Source organism: Tolypothrix tenuis PCC 7101 (assembly GCF_963874875.1).
GTDB lineage: Bacteria > Cyanobacteriota > Cyanobacteriia > Cyanobacteriales > Nostocaceae > Aulosira > Aulosira tenue.
On sequence record NZ_CAWNJS010000001.1, the window covers coordinates 6,518,880 to 6,539,569 of the forward strand.

General features: G+C 40.2%; 15 protein-coding genes. 10 read left to right on the forward strand and 5 right to left on the reverse strand.

Going from position 1 to position 20,690, the window contains the following annotated elements; translation table 11 throughout:
- Positions 1-46: 46 nt before the first annotated feature.
- The 3 genes from nifH to ychF all read left to right on the forward strand — a co-directional run bounded on the left by nifH (position 47) and on the right by ychF (position 2,723).
- Positions 47-940 (forward strand): nitrogenase iron protein, encoded by an 894-nt coding sequence (gene nifH / locus AACU25_RS25800; protein WP_096580546.1) that lies wholly within the window; start codon positions 47-49, stop codon positions 938-940.
- 430 nt (positions 941-1,370) lie between these two features.
- Complete coding sequence (locus tag AACU25_RS25805; RefSeq protein ID WP_096580548.1) at positions 1,371-1,592, forward strand: hypothetical protein; 222 nt, start codon at positions 1,371-1,373, stop codon at positions 1,590-1,592.
- A 39-nt stretch (positions 1,593-1,631) separates the two neighbouring features.
- The gene (gene ychF / locus AACU25_RS25810) at positions 1,632-2,723 is read left to right on the forward strand and encodes a redox-regulated ATPase YchF (RefSeq protein ID WP_096580550.1); all 1,092 of its coding nucleotides are present in this window, start codon (positions 1,632-1,634) and stop codon (positions 2,721-2,723) included.
- A 243-nt stretch (positions 2,724-2,966) separates the two neighbouring features.
- On the opposite strand, the gene AACU25_RS25815 is transcribed toward ychF, so the two are convergent.
- A complete protein-coding gene (locus tag AACU25_RS25815; RefSeq protein WP_096580552.1) occupies positions 2,967-3,896 on the reverse strand; it encodes a hypothetical protein in 930 nt (309 codons plus the stop codon).
- Between the two features lie 287 nt (positions 3,897-4,183).
- On the opposite strand from AACU25_RS25815, the gene AACU25_RS25820 reads away from it, so the two are divergent.
- Together AACU25_RS25820 and AACU25_RS25825 are read left to right on the forward strand one after the other, a co-directional pair.
- Entirely contained in the window at positions 4,184-5,371 is a 1,188-nt protein-coding gene (locus AACU25_RS25820; protein WP_096580554.1) for an AAA family ATPase, read from the forward strand.
- 1 nt (position 5,372) lies between these two features.
- Positions 5,373-6,101, forward strand: coding sequence for a hypothetical protein (locus AACU25_RS25825; protein WP_096580556.1), 729 nt, complete (start codon positions 5,373-5,375; stop codon positions 6,099-6,101).
- Between the two features lie 78 nt (positions 6,102-6,179).
- On the opposite strand, the gene AACU25_RS25830 is transcribed toward AACU25_RS25825, so the two are convergent.
- Positions 6,180-8,927, reverse strand: a complete 2,748-nt coding sequence (locus AACU25_RS25830) for a cation-translocating P-type ATPase (protein ID WP_096580558.1) — start codon at positions 8,925-8,927, stop codon at positions 6,180-6,182.
- 272 nt (positions 8,928-9,199) lie between these two features.
- Here AACU25_RS25830 and AACU25_RS25835 point away from each other — a divergent pair, with 272 nt between their 5' ends.
- Together AACU25_RS25835 and AACU25_RS25840 are read left to right on the forward strand one after the other, a co-directional pair.
- Positions 9,200-10,318, forward strand: a complete 1,119-nt coding sequence (locus AACU25_RS25835; RefSeq protein ID WP_096580560.1) for an ATP-binding protein — start codon at positions 9,200-9,202, stop codon at positions 10,316-10,318.
- 207 nt (positions 10,319-10,525) lie between these two features.
- Positions 10,526-13,126 (forward strand): hybrid sensor histidine kinase/response regulator, encoded by a 2,601-nt coding sequence (locus tag AACU25_RS25840; protein WP_321206775.1) that lies wholly within the window; start codon positions 10,526-10,528, stop codon positions 13,124-13,126.
- 145 nt (positions 13,127-13,271) lie between these two features.
- On the opposite strand, the gene AACU25_RS25845 is transcribed toward AACU25_RS25840, so the two are convergent.
- On the reverse strand, positions 13,272-15,575 hold the full coding sequence (locus AACU25_RS25845) for a hypothetical protein (RefSeq protein ID WP_096580565.1): 2,304 nt from the start codon (positions 15,573-15,575) through the stop codon (positions 13,272-13,274).
- A gap of 84 nt (positions 15,576-15,659) precedes the next feature.
- Here AACU25_RS25845 and AACU25_RS25850 point away from each other — a divergent pair, with 84 nt between their 5' ends.
- The 3 genes from AACU25_RS25850 (at position 15,660) to AACU25_RS25860 (ending at position 18,907) form a co-directional block, all read left to right on the forward strand.
- Positions 15,660-16,673 carry a zinc-dependent alcohol dehydrogenase family protein gene (locus AACU25_RS25850; RefSeq protein WP_096580567.1) on the forward strand — a complete coding sequence of 338 codons (1,014 nt, stop codon included), beginning with the start codon at positions 15,660-15,662 and terminating at the stop codon, positions 16,671-16,673.
- A 911-nt stretch (positions 16,674-17,584) separates the two neighbouring features.
- On the forward strand, positions 17,585-18,310 hold the full coding sequence (locus AACU25_RS25855; protein ID WP_096580569.1) for a Crp/Fnr family transcriptional regulator: 726 nt from the start codon (positions 17,585-17,587) through the stop codon (positions 18,308-18,310).
- Between the two features lie 186 nt (positions 18,311-18,496).
- Positions 18,497-18,907 (forward strand): response regulator, encoded by a 411-nt coding sequence (locus tag AACU25_RS25860; RefSeq protein ID WP_096580571.1) that lies wholly within the window; start codon positions 18,497-18,499, stop codon positions 18,905-18,907.
- 139 nt (positions 18,908-19,046) lie between these two features.
- On the opposite strand, the gene AACU25_RS25865 is transcribed toward AACU25_RS25860, so the two are convergent.
- Both AACU25_RS25865 and AACU25_RS25870 read right to left on the reverse strand, forming a co-directional pair.
- Complete coding sequence (locus tag AACU25_RS25865) at positions 19,047-20,195, reverse strand: ARPP-2 domain-containing protein (RefSeq protein ID WP_321206778.1); 1,149 nt, start codon at positions 20,193-20,195, stop codon at positions 19,047-19,049.
- Complete coding sequence (locus AACU25_RS25870) at positions 20,086-20,673, reverse strand: hypothetical protein (protein ID WP_321206776.1); 588 nt, start codon at positions 20,671-20,673, stop codon at positions 20,086-20,088. The genes AACU25_RS25865 and AACU25_RS25870 overlap by 110 nt, the downstream gene beginning before the upstream one ends.
- Positions 20,674-20,690 lie beyond the last annotated feature (17 nt).

Sequence of the window (20,690 nt, forward strand, 5' to 3'; positions counted from 1 at the left end):
AGCCTTTCACTCCCATCGACCCATTAATTCTAGGAAAACACCAACCATGTCTATCGATAGCAAAATCAGACAAATAGCTTTCTACGGTAAAGGCGGTATTGGTAAGTCTACTACCTCTCAAAACACTCTGGCAGCAATGGCAGAAATGGGTCAACGCATCCTGATTGTAGGTTGCGACCCTAAAGCAGACTCGACTCGTTTGATGTTGCACTCTAAAGCACAAACCACCGTTCTTCACTTGGCTGCTGAACGTGGTGCAGTTGAAGACTTGGAACTTGAAGAAGTCATGCTGACTGGCTTTCGTGGTGTAAAATGCGTAGAGTCAGGCGGCCCAGAACCTGGTGTAGGTTGTGCTGGTCGTGGTATCATCACCGCTATTAACTTCTTGGAAGAAAACGGTGCTTACCAAGATGTTGACTTTGTATCTTACGACGTATTAGGCGACGTTGTTTGCGGTGGTTTTGCTATGCCTATCCGTGAAAACAAAGCACAAGAAATCTACATCGTTACCTCCGGTGAAATGATGGCGATGTATGCGGCTAACAACATCGCTCGTGGTATTTTGAAATATGCACACACTGGTGGTGTGCGTTTGGGTGGTTTGATTTGTAACAGCCGGAACGTTGACAGAGAAATCGAATTGATTGAAACTCTGGCAAAACGTTTGAATACCCAAATGATTCACTACGTACCTCGCGACAATATTGTTCAACACGCTGAGTTGCGTCGGATGACTGTTAACGAGTACGCTCCAGACAGCAACCAGTCTAACGAATACCGCACATTAGCTAACAAAATCATCAACAACCAGAATCTTCAAATTCCTACACCAATTGAAATGGAAGAACTAGAAGAATTGTTGATTGAATTCGGTATTCTCGAAAGCGAAGAAAATGCTGCAAAATTAATTGGTGCGCCAGCTGAAAGCACTGCAAAGTAAATAATCTTTAGGGTGGGTTATTTCTCACCCTTATACTGCTTGCATACATAGACTATTAAACAACGGTGACTATCTGTAAAACGATACAGTTACCGTTTTTACGTTTTTTACACCTTTTGACTTCCGCATAGTTCACGTAGGATGCGTTAGCGATAGCGTAACGCATCAGCGTCAAACTTTTCGTACGTTACAGCTTACTGAAATTTTTCAGAAATCAAATCGGATTCCTATATTTAACAACGGTGACTATCTGTAAAACGATACAGTTGCCATTTTTACGTTTTTTACACAATCTTTCTGCTTGAATTTTTAATTCCGCGCAGTAGTACTAGTTACTTTTGATGACGCTGAGTTAGCTATTTAGAGAGATGTCAGTGCCTGATATTGTCATTTAGCTTGGGAAAGTCGGATAAATTAATTGAGACTTTTCATGATTAAACCTCAAGCTATTTCTATACCCGAACCCGGAATTCCCAATCCAGTCCCCAATCCCTTACCCAGTCCTGAACCTTCACCAGGGCCAACCATTCCTCAGCCTGTACCAGGGCCAGTACCTGAACCTGTACCTGCGCCAATTCCTCAGCCTGTACCAGCACCCATTCCGCAAACAGTTCCCGAACCAATTCCCCAAACAATTCCTGAACCGGTTTAAATTATCCTTGGTAATGTAAGCCAAAATCTAAAATCTAAAATGCTACGAGCCGGAATTGTCGGACTACCCAACGTCGGAAAATCTACTTTATTTAATGCTGTAGTTGCTAACGCCAAAGCCGAAGCCGCTAACTTCCCCTTTTGCACCATTGAACCCAATGTCGGCGTTGTCGCAGTACCGGATGAGCGCTTAAATGTTCTCTCTAACATATCCGGTTCAGCACAAATTATCCCAGCGCGTATTGAGTTTGTGGATATTGCCGGTTTGGTAAAAGGTGCAAGCCAGGGTGAGGGACTAGGTAATCAATTTCTCTCCCACATCCGGGAAGTAGATGCAATTGTCCATGTAGTGCGTTGTTTTGAAAATGATGATATCATTCACGTCGCGGGTTCTGTTGACCCAGCACGGGATATTGAAATCATTAATTTAGAGCTTGGTTTATCAGATTTAGCACAAATTGAGCGTCGCATTGACCGCACCCGCAAGCAAGCAAGGACTAGCAAAGATGCACAATTTGAAATCACAGTTCTAGAAAAATTAGCTGCGGCTTTAAATGAAGGTAAATCAGTCAGACAAGTTAGTTTAACTGAAGAAGAAGCGGAAATTATTAAAGGACTAGGATTGCTGACGAATAAACCAATTATTTACGCGGCTAATGTCTCTGAAGATGACTTAGCAACGGGGAATGAATTTGTAGAAAAAGTACGGCAAATAGCAGCCCAAGAAAATGCCCAAGTCGTCATAGTTTCTGCTCAAGTAGAAGCTGAACTAGTTGAATTACCAGAAGAAGATAAAGCCGATTTCTTGGCATCTTTAGGAGTAGAAGAAGGCGGTTTAAAATCTTTAATTCGCGCTACTTACACTTTGTTAGGCTTGCGGACATATTTCACCAGTGGCCCTAAAGAAACTCGTGCTTGGACAATTCACGCCGGAATGTCTGCACCCCAAGCGGCTGGTGTTATTCACTCCGATTTTGAACGGGGATTTATTCGCGCTGAAACAGTTGCTTATGATGATTTAGTAACAACTGGTTCGATGAATGGTGCGAAAGAAAAAGGTTTAGTGAGAAGTGAAGGCAAAGAATATATCGTTAAAGAAGGCGATGTGATGTTGTTCCGATTTAACGTTTAGATAATTCGTAATTCGTAATTCGTAATTCGTAATTCGTAATTACAAGATGGATTATTTTAACCGCCGATGCACGCAGAGGAAAAGAGATAAATTATCTGCTGCATCGGCAGTTTTTATTCCAATGCAATTCAGTTAAAAAAATAAATTGACAACAAAAACAATAATTTTGGAGGGGGTTTGGGGGAGAATCCCCCAATTGAGCTAACTGTTTCCACAAGTATCTTATCTGAACTGTATTGGTTTTTATTCTCCACCAACAACATACACAGCAGAACCGAAATTTTCATCATCAGTACCAACAACTACACCACCATTCCCACCAGAAACAAGTTCTATCCCTTCAATTTTGTGGTAATTAGTACGATAAAGCGGTACAAGTTGTGAGTTTTGTCTAAATATCAATTTGTTATTACGATATCCCAACGAACCTGCAACATATACAGCCGATTGAAATGGCCCATCATCTCCAGCATCACTAGCTGCGCTAATGAAGACAACTCCCGCCGAATCAACTTTGATATCAGAAACATGGCGAACATTTCCAGATGGAAATGGAACTGTAAAATTGCTATAACCTGCGGGAATCATTTGATATTTAGTTAAATCCAGCAATCCCCAATAAATAGTTGCTGCTTGTTCAGCTTCTCCCCGATGCGCCCAAACCGCAACTAATTTACCATCTATATCTTGTAGAGAAAAAGCCTCAAAATTACTGCCTTTTGGGAATGCTGGCAAATTAAATTCTTTAATAACAGAGATAGTTTTTTTATCAGCATCTAATTTAATATAATAAGCTTTACCAGCACTGGCTAAAGCGATAAATGAAGTATTATTAGTACCCGGAATAGATGTTAAAGCTTCTAAATCTTCTGGTAATACTTTACTTGGCCAATTCAACGCTAAATATTCCGGTTGATTTTTACCTTTAATATTAATAATTGCTAGACGACCTTGGTTAGGCTTTTTGTTGTCATGGACAATCAGAAAATCTAGGGAATTGCTTTGTTGCTGAATGAGCGCGATTCCACTGATACCAAAAGGGATACCACCCCGAACAGGTCGCCACTCTTGCGCCCAAACTCGCTGACAGATGAATAACAGCGTGGCTAAGACTACTAAATTAATGATTAATTTCAGAAATCGATGGAGATTAAGTACTGCTGATAGACGCATAGATGAGCATTGCTAAGACAGAGTGCGTTAACGGATGACCCATCATATCAAATCCAAGCGATCGCGCCATATAATTAGGTAACTTTTAGTAATTGGATAAATTCTCAATGTTTCTGATCAAGCTTTGGTCAGTTCAAGAAATGATACAAATATAAAAGTATATTATGCAAAATCCAAATATAGTATTATTTTGATTTAATCTTATAGAAGAGATTACACATTAACCTTGATAAGCTATATGTTAAATAATTTACATTTTAATAACTAAATTAAGGATTGATACAGTTATGAATATGCAACTTAGAACTGCCAAAATAAATAATTTCAAAAGTTTAGGAAATGTTGAGCTTGATTTTAGAGATTTAACAATTCTAGTTGGGGCTAACTCTAGTGGAAAATCAAATTCTTTGGAAGCATTACGTTTTCTAAGGAGTCTTCTACTCGCCCAATCACCACCACCTATAGATTTTATGGATAAAATATTAAGATTAGATACCGAACAGATTAGTTATGAAATTGTAGTAGAAGATGATACAAATAATAAAGTTAAATATAACATAGCTATTAAATTAGAGGAAAATCATCCTTTAATTAGTAGAGAATATCTTATAGTTAATGGAATTGAAGTTATAGATATTATCAATGGAGAAGGAACAGTTAATGATGAAGATGGTGAAAATAGCCAAAAATATATATCAGATTCTGATGGTGATGGTTTAGCTTTAAGAACTGCGGGTAATTATGGTAATAAACCACTCACGAAAAAATTGGCAAGCTATATTAAAGATTGGAAATTTTATGATATTGATCCTGATAGTGTAAGAGCATACCCTGATCTCATCGTATCATTATCTAAAAATATTTCTAAACCCAGACAAGTCAAGAATATTACCCCAAGTCTTAATCCTAGTGCAAGCAAAGCTCAGGAGATTCTTGAATATTGGGCTATTAATGAAAAAGATAAGTTTCATGAAATCAGTCAGGAACTTCAAAACTGTCTGAAAATTAGTCTAAACTTAGTTGAAGAAAGAGAACCTATGATTACAGTTCTCGAAGAAGATGGCAAAGAAATACCTTTATCAAATATGTCAGATGGTACTCTAAGAACAATAGCATATTTTATACTATTATACCAATCTGATATTCCTACACTTATTGGTATTGAAGAACCAGAAAGAAATTTTCATCCTGGTCTTTTGAAAGATGTTGCTACTATTATAAAAAGACTTTCTAAGAAAACACAAGTAATTTTTACAACTCATAGTTCTCAGCTACTTGATTGCTTTTCACCTGAAGAAATATCTTCAGAGATATCAGTGATACTTTTAAGCAAGAAAGGGCAATTAGGAACTAAGGCTTGTTTACTAGATAAATTAGTTGAAAGTCGAGATGATCTTTTAGATTGGATGACTGATTTTGGACTAGGTAGCGCAATTTATCATAGTCACTTAATAGAAGAAATTTTAGCTGCTTAATATGCCTAGTGTTCGGATTTGGACTCCAGAGTCTGACTATGATAGAGATGCAGTCTGCTGTATTGCTAAAAAAATAGTCGAATATTATGAATGTGATGTAAAAGTTGAATATGCAACTAAGCAAGCCTACAATGATGCTGCACGTCAACCAAATGGATTGAAAAAAGCAGTTGATATTTATCTTAAAAAAGATGATTTAATAATTTTCCTGCTCGATGCTGATGGTATACAATCTCAAGCTCAAAGACGGAAGGAAAGCAATTCTCTATTTAATAGAATTCAAGAAGTAGTTAATTCATCTGGAGGTAAAGTCAAATTAATTCTCATATTGCAAGAAGTTGAAGCCTGGCTTTTAGTTGATTGTCTGGGTATATGCTGCTACTTTACCAAAAACCCTGAAAATAGATCTAACCGACAATGGGTAGATTTTGCTAATCGCAAACAAATGGGTAAAACTAATTTAATAGCAGAAGCTACACCAGGCGGTAAAAATGCCAAAGAGTACCTTGAAGAACTTTCTAAGGAAATATTAATTAAGAAAAATCCTAACCTCAAAGATAAACCTCGAAATTTAAAAGAACTGCAATATAATGAAACACAATCACCAGAAATCGCTAAAATAATAGAAGTTACTAATCAAACAATTAAAAGAAACGATTCTTTAGCAGAATTTGCCGATTGTTTAAGGAAATTAGCTATAGATAAATCTCTCAATACAGATAGTAGCTAATAAATTGACAATTGAAGCTTTTTCTCTGCGCCTCTGTGGTTCAATTAAAAAACTAGGTGGGCATTGCCCACCCTACTATTAATTGGGCGGATCGATACGATTGACAACTGCTGCCCAAAGAATCATCGGTGAACCTACACCCAAGCAGAATAACCACTGCTGCCAACTTAAGGGCGCTGTTTCAAATACATAATTAATCAATGGCACATGGGCAAAGATAATCTGCAAAATAATCGCCCCTAAAATCCCGAAGGCAATAGCAGGAATATCAACATTCTCTTGAATTGTGCCGTCCATTTTGGCAATCAAATTCGGGATTAATTGGCTAATGCTCAATAGGTAAAACATCCGCCCTGCAATCAAAGCGTTAATCGCCATTGTACGCGCTAAATTTAAATCACCTGTGGTTTGGCGGATATATTCAAATACGCCAAATATCACAATCCAGTTAAACAGAGAAATTGCCAAAATTCGCTTTAAGCGACTAGCTGATAATAATGGTTCGTTGGGATGGCGCGGTGATTGTTGCATGACATTTTGCGCTTTGGGTTCAAAGGCTAAGGGTACTGTCATGGTGATGGAGTTGAGCATATTTAGCCAGAGAACTTGTAAGGATAAAATCGGTAAATCTCTAGCTAATAATGTACTAATCAAAATTGTCATTGATTCCCCACCGTTGACAGGCAAAATAAAGCAAATCGCCTTGATCAGGTTTTTATAAACTGCACGCCCTTCTTCTACAGCCGCTTCTATGGAAGCAAAGTTATCATCGGTAAGCAGCATATCTGCGGCTTCTTTAGCCACTTCTGTACCTGCGCCTCCCATTGCAATCCCAATATCTGCTTGTTTTAAGGCGGGTGCATCGTTGACACCATCTCCTGTCATGGCGACGATTTCGCCTTTGGATTGCAAGGCTTCGACTAAACGCAGCTTTTGTTCAGGGGCGACACGGGCAAAGACTACCCCTTCTTCGGCTACTTGGGCGAGTTCTGCTGGTTCCATCTGTGCGAGTTCTGCACCTGTGAAGGCGAGAACTGAACCATTGTTGTTAATTCCCATGCGACGAGCGATCGCCCCAGCTGTGATAGCATGATCTCCGGTAATCATCTTCACTTGAATTCCGGCTGATTGGCAGGCTTGCACCGCTTTAATTGCACTCTCACGGGGTGGATCGATCATTCCCTGTAAGCCTAAGAATATCAAGCCATCGGCAATATCTGGATGATCTAGGGTATTTTGCTTATCGCTAACGGGCTTTTTCGCTAACGCCAACACCCGCAAGCCTTGGCGTGCCATAATATTCACTTCCCGTTCAATGGAAGTTTGTTTTAATGTTTCTACACAATCAATAGGGCGGGGTTGTCCATTGGTATTTAACATCAAAGTGCAGCGTTGCAGAATCGCCTCCACTGAACCCTTGACATATATAGTTTTTCCCTGGGATGTGGCGTGCAAAGTCGCCATGTATTGAAAGTCTGATTCAAAGGGTATGCCATCCAGCTTAGGCATTTGCTGGGCTAAGGTAGATTGATGAAAACCAGCTTTATTTGCAGCTGCAATTAATGCGCCTTCGGTGGGATCTCCCATCACTACCCACCGATCATTTTTATATTTAATGTGCGAATCGTTGCACAATAAGCCAGCAATTAAGCATTCTTGCAAACCCTTATCGCGGTTCAAATTTACTGGTTGTTCGTCGTTGAGAATTTCTCCATCGGGTGCGTAACCTACACCAGTGACAGTATATTGATGTCCTCCTGCATAGATGGCTTGTACTGTCATTTGGTTTTCTGTTAAAGTCCCGGTTTTATCGGAACAAATGACAGTTGCACTACCTAATGTTTCAACTGCGGGTAATTTGCGGATAATTGCATTGCGTCGCGCCATGCGGGAAACACCAATAGCAAGTGTAACTGTAACTACTGCTGGTAAGCCTTCAGGAATGGCGCTGACTGTTAACGCTACCGCCGCTTCCAAAGCATCTTGAAAGCTGCGAGAACCTAATCCCACAACAAAGCAGAGGGTAGCTAGCCCTAGCACCATATACAACCAATTTTGGCTGAATTTGTCGAATTTTCTAGTTAAAGGTGTAGAAAGATTGGTATGCTGCTCCATTAGTTGGGAAATACGCCCAGTTTCCGTAGCATTCCCTGTAGCTACAACAATTCCCGTACCTTGCCCAAAGGTCACAAAACCACCCGCATAAGCCATGTTTTTCCGTTCGGCTAAGGCGGTATCTGGCTTGAGAATTGCAGTATCTTTTTCTACTGCAACTGATTCCCCTGTTAAAGCAGATTCATCAATTTGGAGATTTTTTACTTGAATTAACCGTAAATCTGCTGGTACTTTATCGCCGGAAGTAAGTAAGACAATATCCCCAGGTACTAACTCACTGGATGGTATGCGAATTTTTTGACCATCACGGATAACTATCGCCTCCGTAGTAATAGCTTTGGCTAAAGCTGCGATCGCACTCTCAGCTTTTGACTCTTGGATAAACCCAATGATGGCGTTAGTAGTCGTCACACCCCAAATCACCCCAGCGTTGACAAAACTACCAGTTACCGCCTTCACCAAACCCGCACACAACAAAATAATCAGTAACGGTTGGTTAAATTGCAGCAAAAATTTTAACCACCAAGGTTTACCAGGCTTCGCCGCCAGTTCATTTGCACCCACTTCAAGTAACAAACGTTGTGCTGTAGCCTTACTCAACCCATACTCAGCATCACTTTGCAAACGCGCGATCGCCTCCGAAATATCCAAGCCATGCCAAATAGTCAGCTGCTTATCTTCTGGAGCGATGGTAGATACAGCTGGAGCCATAACTATTTCCTTTTTTAAAGTGTTATATATTTTATAGCACGATATTTTAGTGTTAAATTTAGATAAACACTAGAAAAATTCGATAATAATCATAGTTAGCTTCAATTTATTGTTTGTCATTTGTCATTTGTCATTTGTCATTTGTCATTTGGTAATGGGTAATTGGAATCAACTATTTCCTTTCTGTTTCCTCTGCGCCCTAATCCCCAGTCCCCAATCCCCACGCCCCAATCCCCACGCTCTACGCTTGCCCACTACCAACACAACTTAGTATGCTGGGCGTTACAGGTGGGAACTTAGAAGGCGGGTACATTTTGGATTTGTCTACTCCTTTGCAATTAATTGGACGTTCGGCGGAATTTCAGCACATAGTAGAAGTGCTGGCGCGGGATGGTGATTTGCTGATTACAGGCGTACCGGGGAGTGGAAGACGAACCTTGGTGCGAGGTGCAGCGCAAGAAGTGGGTGCGATCGTGCTGGAAATAGATTGTATCCGCGCTATAGATGGGCAGCGATTTATACAATTGTTAGCTGAGGCGATTAGCCAAGCTTGGCAAGCAGAAAAAGTCCAAGCTTGGGTTGCTGAGAATGCTAGTGAGTTTTTTGTCTGGAATCCTGAAGGTAAACTCAAATTATTGCCTTCTCTGGGACAAAAGCAGCTATGGCAAGCATTTGAAATTTTACTAGCATTGCCACAAATCATTGCTTTGGATGTAAAGCAACGGGTAATGCTAATTTTGCACAGTTTTCCCCATATCCGTTCTTGGGATAGAAATAATTTATGGGAAACTACTTTCCGTGGCGAAATTAGGGCGCAATCTGAAGTTAGTTACGTTCTCATCGCGACGATCGCAGAGACAAGCCAACAAACAGATGAGGCTGATTACCCTATAGAAACTGTACAGTTACCGCCCTTAGCTAAAGATGTTTTGGCAGTGTGGGCGAGGGAAATTTTACATACTCAAGGACTCAAATTTGATTCGCGTTCTCAAGCATTACAACTTTTCCTAGATGCGGTGCAAGGGCATATAGGCGATGCAATGGCGTTAATTCGCCGCCTACAAACTTTGTGCAGTTCTGATGGATTAATTACTGAAGAAGAGGTACAGCAAGCTATTGAAGCATTGCTCAAAGATTTATCGATCATTTTTGAATCTTTACTGATGCTACTGCCAGCAAATCAGGTACACTTACTGGAATGTTTAGCTTTAGATCCCACAGAAAAACCGCAAAGTAAAGAATATATACAAAAACATGGACTTTCCAGAGGTGGTAGCCTTCAAGGTGCTTTAACTGGTCTACAGCACAAGGGTTTGATCTACAATGCAGAACAGGGTTATAGGCTGGCTTTACCGTTACTGGCTTTATGGTTGCAGCGACGGTTGAGATAAGAGGTAAAAAATTCAAGATAAAGGAGGAAAGGAAAATTCCTAATGTTCGCTATGGGTTTTCAAACAAGCACCATAGATTTAAATTTTTCTTTCTTTTCCATATATTTTATAGATATAAAACTTCTTATCTAAAGATTCTAGATTATCCCGCTTTTTTCATAAAAATCAGGAAATTTGTGGCTTAAGCCTATGTTTAGAAGGCTTGTAATGACATTTGTAGGGTTATTAGCCTTAGTGTTGGCTCATAAAATGGCCCTCATCTACCAAATTCAGCCAGGGATATCCTTGTGGTTTCCGCCATCAGGTGTGGCGATCGCGCTCACTTTTTGGTTCGGCCCCTATGGTATCTTGCTCACAGGGGTGGCATCTTTATTGATGTCAAGATTTTGGGGCTTGCATGGTTGGGAACAGCTAATTAGTTTGGTTGATGTGATCGAACCTTTGGTTGCTTGGTTACTTTATCGGCGTTTCAATCAAGGTTCGCTGAAATTTAATAGTCTCAAAGATGCAGCAATTTTTACATTTAGCGTACCAATAGCCGCCTCTGCTGCCTTAGCTGTGGTTGGTAATTTCGCTTGGGTAGCTGTAGGAAAACTGTCGGTGACTACCCTAGCTCAAAATATTCCTCATTGGTGGTTGGGTAATGCTATTGGAATCATGGCTATTACACCGACTGCTTTATTAGTGCTAACTCCATACCTGCAATCTCGGGGGTGGCTACCCCATGCTGAACCCTCAGATCCGATGTTGAATGCGCTTAACTCCCAGCAATCCCGGCGCTACATCCTAGAAATTGGCATCATTATTTTATTGTGTGTGGCGATCGCCATTCTCACTGTTACCCAAACTCATCAAACTAGCTTTAAGTTCCAACAACTCTCATTTTTGAGCTTTGTTCCTGTTTTATGGGCAGCAAGTCGCTTTGGCGTTACCAGTGGGATGCTAATTTCTACTTTCTGCGTACTGGTAACTTTATTTTGTTATCTCATTGTCTACCCAAATGCTATCTTAATGCCCCAGTTTCCGGTGCCACCAGAAGTTTTACACGTTCACAAACTAAGTTTATTCGTGCAGTGTGCTGTTAGCTTACTGGTAGGAACTGCAATTACAGAAAGGGCAAAAAGTCAAATAGCATTAGCTGTGGAAAGAGTCAGACTAGGTGAATATCAAGCACGTGCGGCACTCACAGAAAAACTCCTTCAACTAAATGATTCACTGGTAGAAACTAATGTGCGCCTGGAAGAATCGAATCGAGACAAAGATGCATTACTCAAGCGCGAACATTCCCTGCGTCAACGTTTAGCTAATATTCTCGAAAGCATGACTGATGCATTTATTGCTGTCAACCATGAGTGGGAAATTACTTATGTTAATCAACAAGCAGTCAAAATTACTGGTTTAGGCTCAGAGAAACTCTTGGGTAAAAATTTTTGGCGACAATGGCCTGGCGCTGAGAATACAACTTTTGAGTGGGAATATCGTCGAGCTTTAAATGATGGTATACCTGTGCATTTTGAGGCTTTTTGCGAAGCTGATAATAAGTGGTTTGAAGCCCATGCTTATCCATCGGAAGATGGTTTGGGTATATTTTTTAGAAACATCTCCAGGCGCAAACAAGCAGAAGTTGAACGCGAACATTTACTGACAAGAGAACAAGCCGCACGCGCTGAAGCGGAAAAAGCAAACCGACTCAAAGATGAATTTTTAGCTGTACTTTCTCACGAATTACGTACTCCCCTCAACCCGATTTTGGGTTGGGCAACATTAATTAGAATGTACAAATATCAAGGAGAAAAGCTGCTGCAAGGGCTAGAAATTATTGAGCGCAATGCTAAGTTACAAATTCAATTAATTGAAGACTTGTTAGATGTTTCTCGGATTCAACAAGGGAAAATGGTGTTAAATATCCAGCCCGTAAATTTAGTGAATACTATTACAGCGGCTTTGGAGACAATGCATTTAGCATTAGAAGCTAAAAATATTCAAATTAAAACATTTTTTCAGCAAAACATTGGGATGGTGGCTGGTGATAGTGCTCGTCTACAACAAATTGTCTGGAACCTACTTTCTAATGCCGTAAAATTTACGCCATCTAGGGGAGAAATAGAAGTACGGCTAGAACAAATCAATACGAATGCTGTAATTCAAGTTAAAGATAATGGTAAAGGCATTAGCCGAGAGTTTTTACCCCATGTATTTGAATATTTCCGCCAAGGTGATGGCACAATTACCCGAGAATTTGGAGGTTTGGGTTTGGGGTTAGCCATTGTGAAAAATCTCACAGAACTGCATGGTGGAATGGTTGACGTAGAGAGCTTAGGAGAAGGTGAGGGGGCAACATTTACTATTAATTTACCATTAATGTCTGAGCAACCCAAAATAGCTAAGAAATGCGAAAAATCACATAATTATAGTAATTTATCAGGACTACGCATTTTAGTAGTAGATGATGACCAAGATACAGGTGAATTTCTCACAATTATGCTGGCAAATTTGGGAGCATCAGTAACAGCAGTAAATTCAGCCGGAGAAGCTTTAGAAATAATTGCCCAATCACCTCCAGATTTACTGTTAAGTGATATTGGAATGCCAGGAATAGATGGCTATATGCTAATACGTTTAATTCGCGCTATGCCACCAGAAAAAGGAGGAAAAATCCCTGCGATCGCACTGACTGCTTTTGCTGGAGAAATGAACCAAAAACAAGCACTGGCTGCTGGTTTTCAAATGCATTTAGCGAAGCCAGTGGAATTAGGAAAATTATTATCAGCAACCACGGAACTTTTAGAGTTAGGAGTTAGGAGTTAGGGATTGGGGATTAGGGACTGGGGATTGGGGATTGGGGATTAGGGAAATGAGGAAGCAGAGGAAGCAGAGGAGAAATTTTCAATTACCAATTACCAATTACCAATTACCAATTACCAATTACCAATTACCAATTACCAATTACCAATTACCTTTTATATTCAGCCAGTTTTTTAATCAACTGATCACGAGTTGTTTTATTTTCCAGAATTTGAGCAATTTTTAAAGCTTGTTGATAGTATCCAATTAAGGCTTTGAGCAGGGCTATTTTTTCTAAAGAACTACCTCTATCTTGCTCATCTTCAATAATGGTACTTGGTGAACCATCTGGAAGCGAGCCGAATTCTAAAACACGAGATTCGGGGCCGGGAATTGTTTTGGCTGCTGCAAAGGCGAAGTCAAGTATTTCGGAGGCTAAACGAATTTTTTGGGCGTGGATGTAGGTTTCTGCGATGTTGATTAACCCTGTGGTTTTAATCTCTGGAGTTTTGATTTGTTGGTAAATTTTATTGACTACATCAATTTGTTCATAGCCAGTCTCAACCAACGATAAAGCCAATCCATTTAATTTATTATCTTGTGTTTCTGTGGGGTGCGCTTGCATAACTTGCAAAGCAGCAAGATATTGTTTCGCTGTCATCAACAATTCTTCTATTTTTAGCAAGTTAGACTCGCGCACAGATGCATCTTGTTCTGTTTTAGCTAACTGTATTGCTTCAGCTAACAGTGCATCTGCTAGCTGTTGATTGCCAATGTGCAAATATTCTCGTGCAATGATAGCTAAAGCTAAAACTTGGGATTGTGGTGCTAATTTTCTCGCATCTGCGATCGCCTGTGTAAATAGTTGCTCGGTTGACTCAGTTTTACCGTTAGCAGTTGCAATTAATACTAAAGTTTCAATTTGATAGGGTAAGCTCCCAGAATTATCAATTTGTGGGACTAAAGCGAGGGCATTTTCTATTTTTTGATTTTGGGCATAGATTAATGCTATTTTCTGCAATAAATGATTGCGTTGCTCAATATTGCTAGGCTCTAAACTCTGAGCAAACTTTAATGTTATTTCTATTTCTCCTGCCTGAATTGCTGCATTACCAATTTGTAAAATCCAAATTGCCTTATTTAAGAAATTGGAATGGTTCGCATTTAGAATTATCTCGAACGCCAGCTTATATTGTTGTGTCTCCAGGACGTTGGATAAGATGCTAGGCACACTTCCCATTGGCTCAACAGCTTCTACAGTTTGAATCAAGGGAATAATCTGAGGAATAATTTCCTCAGCCATTTCTATCTTGCCAAATTTCAGGTATTCAATAGCGATGATGCCTAAAGTTAGGGCTAATACTTCTGAATTTTTTAGCTGTGAAACTGCTAAATAAGCTGCATCCAACTGCCCAGCTTTGGCATAGGATTGAATAAAAATTCCTTTGGCATCTTCTTCTGCAGTAGTAAATGCTGTCAGTGCTGTAGCAAATACCTGATTTGCTAATTCTTGTTCTCCTTGATCAACATATATCAGGGCAATTTCTCGCAGTCTCGCGCTTTTCATCTCTGATATTTCTAGCTTTTGGGCTAGTTTTAGCGCTGCTTCTAATTGATTTGTTTTGACGAAATACCGCACTACCTCAGAAATTACATGAGAACGATAGTAAAGGTAAGAGATTGATGCAGCAATTTCTAAGGCAATATCAATTTTACCTAGTTTAATATAGGTAAGAGCAATAGCCTCTAGGGGAATACTTTGAGCCGTTGGATCTTCAGACTCAATTTGCCGAGCAATTTGCAGCGCAGTTGATAAAATTTCTTCTGCTTGCGTAGTTTGTTGGAAACCCAGATATGCTTGCGCTATGGGTAATAATGCCTTAGCTTGAAATTCTGCAACTGGAATTAGCTGGCTAGTTTTTAATGCTGTTGTCAACAATTGCAAAGCTAGTTTTTGTTCGCCAATTCTTTGGCTATAATTAGCAATCTTGGTTAAAATTATGGTTTTTTCAAAATTGTAACCCTGGTTGACGCTCTGTGTGAGCCGCACCACTAACATCAATAACTTTGTTGCTTGCTGTTTCTGGTTGGGTTTCACTCTGTTAATTAATCTTCCTAACAGCCAATCTTGAATGTCGTAAGTATTGATAATTCTATTGAGTAAGGATAAAGTAAATTCCGGATTAGCCAATTTCTGGGTAGTTTGTAAAATTTGGTGAAGTTCTGAAATTACTTCTTCAGTCTGCTCCCCAGTAATATCTTCTTCTATCAAATATTCCAGAGCACTAATTCGTGCTTCTAATTTTTGCTGCTGCTGTTCACGACGCTGTTTCATTTGAGCTAATATTTGTGATGCAAAGGGAAGGCTGACAGCGCTTAATAACACTGCAAATGAAAATTTATGAAGCGCAAATTTAGCATAGGAAATATTCATAGTGAGAATTTTCTTTTTACCTTTTACTAAATCATTCATATTGATATACAGGTATTTTTACAGTAGTTACGCAAAATTTTCTCAGTTTGAATTTTTTTATAATTTTTTTCTAGGAGGAATTTTATGAAAGCTTACGTACTTCAAAGTAATGCGGGGATTGATGCACTGACGTTAACCGATCGCCCAGAACCGCAACCAGGCGCGGGACAAGTTCTAATTAAAATCAAAGCCACAGCCTTAAATTACCGTGACTTGCTAGTCGCTGAGGGCGCTTATGGTGCGGGGGTGAAATATCCTCTGGTTCCCATGTCTGACGGTGCGGGGGAAGTGGTAGCCATCGGAGAAGGAGTAACAAGAGTCAAAATAGGCGATCGCGTCGCGGGTATCTTCTTTCAAGACTGGATTTCTGGCGCTTTAACTAGAGAAAAAATGAAATCTGACTTAGGCGGTGGTATCGATGGAATGCTGGCTGAATATGTGGTTCTACACCAAGATGGCTTAGTAATATTACCTAATCATATATCTTATGCTCAAGGTGCAACTTTACCCTGTGCCGCAGTTACAGCTTGGCACGCTCTGGTTACTAAAGGCAATATTACAGAAGGCAATACTGTATTATTACTGGGTACAGGTGGAGTATCGATTTTTGCGCTGCAGTTTGCCAAAATATTTGGTGCGAAAGTTATCCTCAGTTCCAGCAGCGATCATAAGTTAGCACAGGCTTTAGTTTTAGGTGCAGATCAAACCATCAACTATAAAACAACGCCAGATTGGGAAAAGCAAGTCTTTGCAATGACCGATCGCATAGGTGTAGATCATGTAGTAGAAGTAGGTGGTGCGGGTACATTACCTAAATCTTTACAAGCTGTTAGGGTGGGGGGACGTGTCAGCTTAATTGGCGTACTCTCAGGAAGAGGAAATGAGATTGACCCCATGCCCATACTTTTCAAGAGCATAACACTGCAAGGTATTTATGTTGGTAGTCGCAAAATGTTTGAGGCGATGAATCAGGTAATACAAGATTCGCAATTACAGCCAGTGATTGATCGAATTTTCCCTTTTACCCAAGCTAAGGAAGCTTACAGTTATGTTAAAAGTGCTTCACACTTTGGCAAAGTTGTAATTGAGCTTGATTAACCAAGTCTTCGCCAAGCGAATTTAAAATACATGATTGAGTACACAAAGCCTGTACTCAGTTATTTAATATCATATTGATTATTGATAAGGACACAAAATTTTTGTGTCCTTAGTACTTGCTCCAAGTTCTCCAATCTGGGAAGCTTATAGCAATTGGAAAAAAGAACAGATTGTAGGGGCATGGCACGCCGTGCCCTCTAGAATATATTGATGTGTTGTAAACATTATTTGATTTGGTATCACTGATTAAAGAAGCCAGAAGAATTGGGGGATTCTCCCCCAAACCCCCGATTGGGTGACGGTTGTGTCCCCCAAACCCCCTCCAAAATTATTGTTCGGTTTTTCGGTTTTTTTGTTGAGTAATACCAATTGGAAAAAGAATGCAACAGATTGTAGGGGCACGGCACGCTGTGCCCTGTAGAATATATTGATGTGTCGTAAACATGATTTGAATTGGTATTATCTATAGTCATTAGGGTATACAACACTTTTTAGTAAAGCGCAGTTTAGTCCTGTATAGGCAGGACAATCATGATTGTGATTTACACAACATATCTCCGTTAAAAATATAAATATTTTTTAGATAAGTTCTATCATGAGTATGATTGATTATTTGCAGATAATATGTTTTATCTATATAAAATGAGCTAATTTCTATAATTAAAGCAAATGAATCATTAAAGTATTTTAGAAAATAAAAATAAATAAACTTTTGATAATTAATAGCGTTTTTTATGTTAAAAAATTTTTAGTTATGTCATAATCATCTCAACAAATTCAGACCGACATACCGTAATATTTGGTATGGTTTCTGTTGTCAAATAAATTTCGTGACATTAGAAAAAAGTTCTTAATTTTTCTATTACTTATCGGTTGATTTTCTATAGGCAATAGAATTGAGGAGATAACTAATGTTAATAACAAATAAACCTCTAATGCAGCCGGAAAATCAGCTACTTGGGGCTTTACCAGCCGATATATATGAACGCCTTGCTTCTCACTTTAAGTTAGTTTCTCTCCCAACTCAGGAAGTTATTTGCGAAGTAGCAGAACCAATCGATTATGTCTATTTTCCTCATCATGCAGTAATTTCTCTACTCGCCACTATGGATGATGGTGCAACAGTCGAAGTAGCCTTAGTAAGTCAAGAAGGTATGGTAGGTCTACCTGTAATTTTGGGAGACAATATTTCATCAATACGAGGAATAGTCCAAGTTCCCGGCGAGGCTATGCGAATTGACGCAGATATAATCAAAGCAGAGTTTGCTAGAGGTGGCTTTTTGCAAAATCTGCTACTACGCTATGTACAAGCTGTATTAACAGAATTCGCCCAAGGTGCTGCTTGTAACCGTCTCCATAGTTTAGACAAGCGCCTAGCCAGGTGGCTGCTAAAAATTGCCGATCGCAGACAATCGCAAGAGTTTCCTTTAACGCAAGAATTTATCGCCCAAATGCTAGGTGTACGGCGTTCTGGTGTCAGTGTTGCGGCTGGTATTCTCAGCCAATCAGGGATCATCAGCTACAATCGCGGACATATTAGCATTTTAGATAGAAAGGCTTTAGAAGCAACTTCTTGTGAGTGTTATCGCGTAGTAAAAGACGAATTTACGCGATTATTAGGAAAATCGTCATATTAAGAAAATAGTTAAATCTACATAAATATACAAATAAATATATTTACATTCTTATGTGCGAAACCGGACAGACGACATGATGTAACTTTATCTACTCTTTATATGAGTGGCAGAGAAATCATATATAGTTCAGCACGGATTATTCAGACAGTTGCTAATCCCAGTTTTTCAATTTAACTAGGTCGAATCATGTATAAGAAACCTATTTCATTTCAGGGTCTCAGATTAGTGATTGTTGATGACGATCCTGACACTATTAAACTTTTGGGCATTTTGTTTGAATTAGAAGGGGCAGAAGTCAAGACAGCCAAATCAGTGAAACAGGCTATAGAAATCATTTCATCCTTCCCACCAGATATTCTGATTAGTGATATTTGCTTACCAGATGAAGACGGCTATTCTCTGCTCAAAAAAGTCAGAAAACTTGACGCACAGAAAGGGAGAAGAACCCCTGCGATCGCACTTAGCGCCTATGTCACAGATGGCGATCGCAAAAATGCATATTTAGCAGGTTATCAAAGGTATCTCCACAAGCCCATTAACTTAGATTTATTAGCAGTAGCGGTTGCTGATTTAGCGGGAATTTCGCAATGTGCGTGAGGGGGATTGGGGATTGGGGACTGGGGACTGGGGAAAAGGAAACAGGAAGCAGGGGGGAAATTGCTGATTCCAATTACCAATTACCAATTACCCATTACCAAATGACAAATGACAAATGACAAATGACAAATGACAAACTTCATTTCTTCCGCTTTTTCCTAGCTGCGTCTCGCACTTGTTGATTGAGTAAGTAGCCAAAGCCGGCGGTTTCTAAACGGGTGACGAATTCTTCGCGGGTGTTACCTAGGGCTGTGGCGGTTGCGTCTATGTTCCAGTTGTAGAAGTGTAGCTGGCTGAGTAAATAGACACGGCGGGTTTGGGCGGCGGAAAGACGGTAAGTTTTGAGATATTCTAGTTCACCATCTTCGCGAATAATGGCTTCGCCAATATGGTTTTCTTCCTTGGGATGCAGACTAGTGATAAAGCGTTGCAGTACAAACGGCCCCATTGTATATACTCGCTGGGAATTTAGGGGACTTTGCAGCAATCCTTCCGCCATAAAGCCTTGAAAAGCAGCCCAATCGGTTCGCATTTTGGCGATCGCATTTCTTAAATCTGCCAAGCTGTGAATTTTAGCATCATCTACAGACAAATCCATCGGAAATGGCTTGTCAAACATCATGCTGTATTCATAAATTAACTCGCCGTAGAAGTCTTCTAGTAAACTAGTGTGCAAAGCCCGGTAATCCTCTGGGGTAGGAACGACAAAAGCCGATGCTAAAGTCTCCGCGACAAATACCAACACCCCAACCTGACGCGGATGAATCTCAAACACCCGCAAAGCATCTTCCAATCCCGCGATATAACGTCCACTAAAGGACATTTCATAGCGTGAACCCAGCCCATGAGCTAGAGCATACTTGGAATATTCACTCCAAGCAATATCCGGCCCAGAAAAGAACAGCGACAGAAAACCTTCCATAGCCAAATGCAGAGGTAACAATCGCAGTTGATTCTTAGCTTCCCGCTTCGCCATGCGATGCATTAACCGCACACTTGCACAACCACAGTCTAAACGCTTCCCATCCGGCTTGAACATCTGTCCACCAAAAGCCGCGATGGGGCTACCGTCATCACTCCAAGAAAGCACCAAGCCGTGAGGTATATAGGAGTAATATTGCATCTCTGGTACTGTGATTCTACCTGCTAAGGAAACCACCGCTATGTCTTCGTGATAATCACGCCGCACTAAACGAAAGTCTCCGCGCACCTGACGACGTAATAAAGGGACAATCCGCACTGCACCGCGTATCTGGGATGGTGCAATTTCCAATCCTTTTAAAGATATATCTGTTAATAATTTCTGTTTGGTAGCCATAAGATTCAAGGGAATGGGGAAAACTGGTGTGATGGTGTAGTGTAAAGTACTTGAGATGGTGGGTGGTGCGTTGCGCTGCGCGACAACACACCCTACGAGAGACAAAATAGCTCTCTTTATCTTCTTCTTTGCGCCTCTGCGCCTCTGCGTGAGACAAAAAAGCCGCAACTTTCAAGTTCAAAGCCTCAACATTCAAGCTTAAAGCCGCAAATTCCGACAAAAAAGCCTCAACATTCAAGCTCAAAGGTGCAACGTTCAAGCTAAAAACCGCAAATTCCGACATCAAAACCGCAACCTTCAGCCTCAAAGCCTCAACTTCCACCTTCAAAGCCTCAACATTCAAGTTAAAAACCGCAAATTCCGACATCAAAACTGCAACCTTCAGCCTCAAAGCCTCAACTTCATTGAAAGCGACGGGAAACTCCATCCCCCATGCCCAATTCCCCATGCCCAATGCCCCATCCC

What these genes read in the sequence shown, in the direction of transcription:
- nifH (WP_096580546.1), top strand. Translation starts at nt 47, where the DNA reads ATGTCTATCGATAGCAAAATCAGACAAATAGCTTTCTACGGTAAAGGC.
- AACU25_RS25805 (WP_096580548.1), top strand. Translation starts at nt 1,371, where the DNA reads ATGATTAAACCTCAAGCTATTTCTATACCCGAACCCGGAATTCCCAAT.
- ychF (WP_096580550.1), top strand. Translation starts at nt 1,632, where the DNA reads ATGCTACGAGCCGGAATTGTCGGACTACCCAACGTCGGAAAATCTACT.
- AACU25_RS25815 (WP_096580552.1), bottom strand. Translation starts at nt 3,896, where the DNA reads ATGCGTCTATCAGCAGTACTTAATCTCCATCGATTTCTGAAATTAATC.
- AACU25_RS25820 (WP_096580554.1), top strand. Translation starts at nt 4,184, where the DNA reads ATGAATATGCAACTTAGAACTGCCAAAATAAATAATTTCAAAAGTTTA.
- AACU25_RS25825 (WP_096580556.1), top strand. Translation starts at nt 5,373, where the DNA reads ATGCCTAGTGTTCGGATTTGGACTCCAGAGTCTGACTATGATAGAGAT.
- AACU25_RS25830 (WP_096580558.1), bottom strand. Translation starts at nt 8,927, where the DNA reads ATGGCTCCAGCTGTATCTACCATCGCTCCAGAAGATAAGCAGCTGACT.
- AACU25_RS25835 (WP_096580560.1), top strand. Translation starts at nt 9,200, where the DNA reads ATGCTGGGCGTTACAGGTGGGAACTTAGAAGGCGGGTACATTTTGGAT.
- AACU25_RS25840 (WP_321206775.1), top strand. Translation starts at nt 10,526, where the DNA reads ATGACATTTGTAGGGTTATTAGCCTTAGTGTTGGCTCATAAAATGGCC.
- AACU25_RS25845 (WP_096580565.1), bottom strand. Translation starts at nt 15,575, where the DNA reads ATGAATGATTTAGTAAAAGGTAAAAAGAAAATTCTCACTATGAATATT.
- AACU25_RS25850 (WP_096580567.1), top strand. Translation starts at nt 15,660, where the DNA reads ATGAAAGCTTACGTACTTCAAAGTAATGCGGGGATTGATGCACTGACG.
- AACU25_RS25855 (WP_096580569.1), top strand. Translation starts at nt 17,585, where the DNA reads ATGTTAATAACAAATAAACCTCTAATGCAGCCGGAAAATCAGCTACTT.
- AACU25_RS25860 (WP_096580571.1), top strand. Translation starts at nt 18,497, where the DNA reads ATGTATAAGAAACCTATTTCATTTCAGGGTCTCAGATTAGTGATTGTT.
- AACU25_RS25870 (WP_321206776.1), bottom strand. Translation starts at nt 20,673, where the DNA reads ATGGGGAATTGGGCATGGGGGATGGAGTTTCCCGTCGCTTTCAATGAA.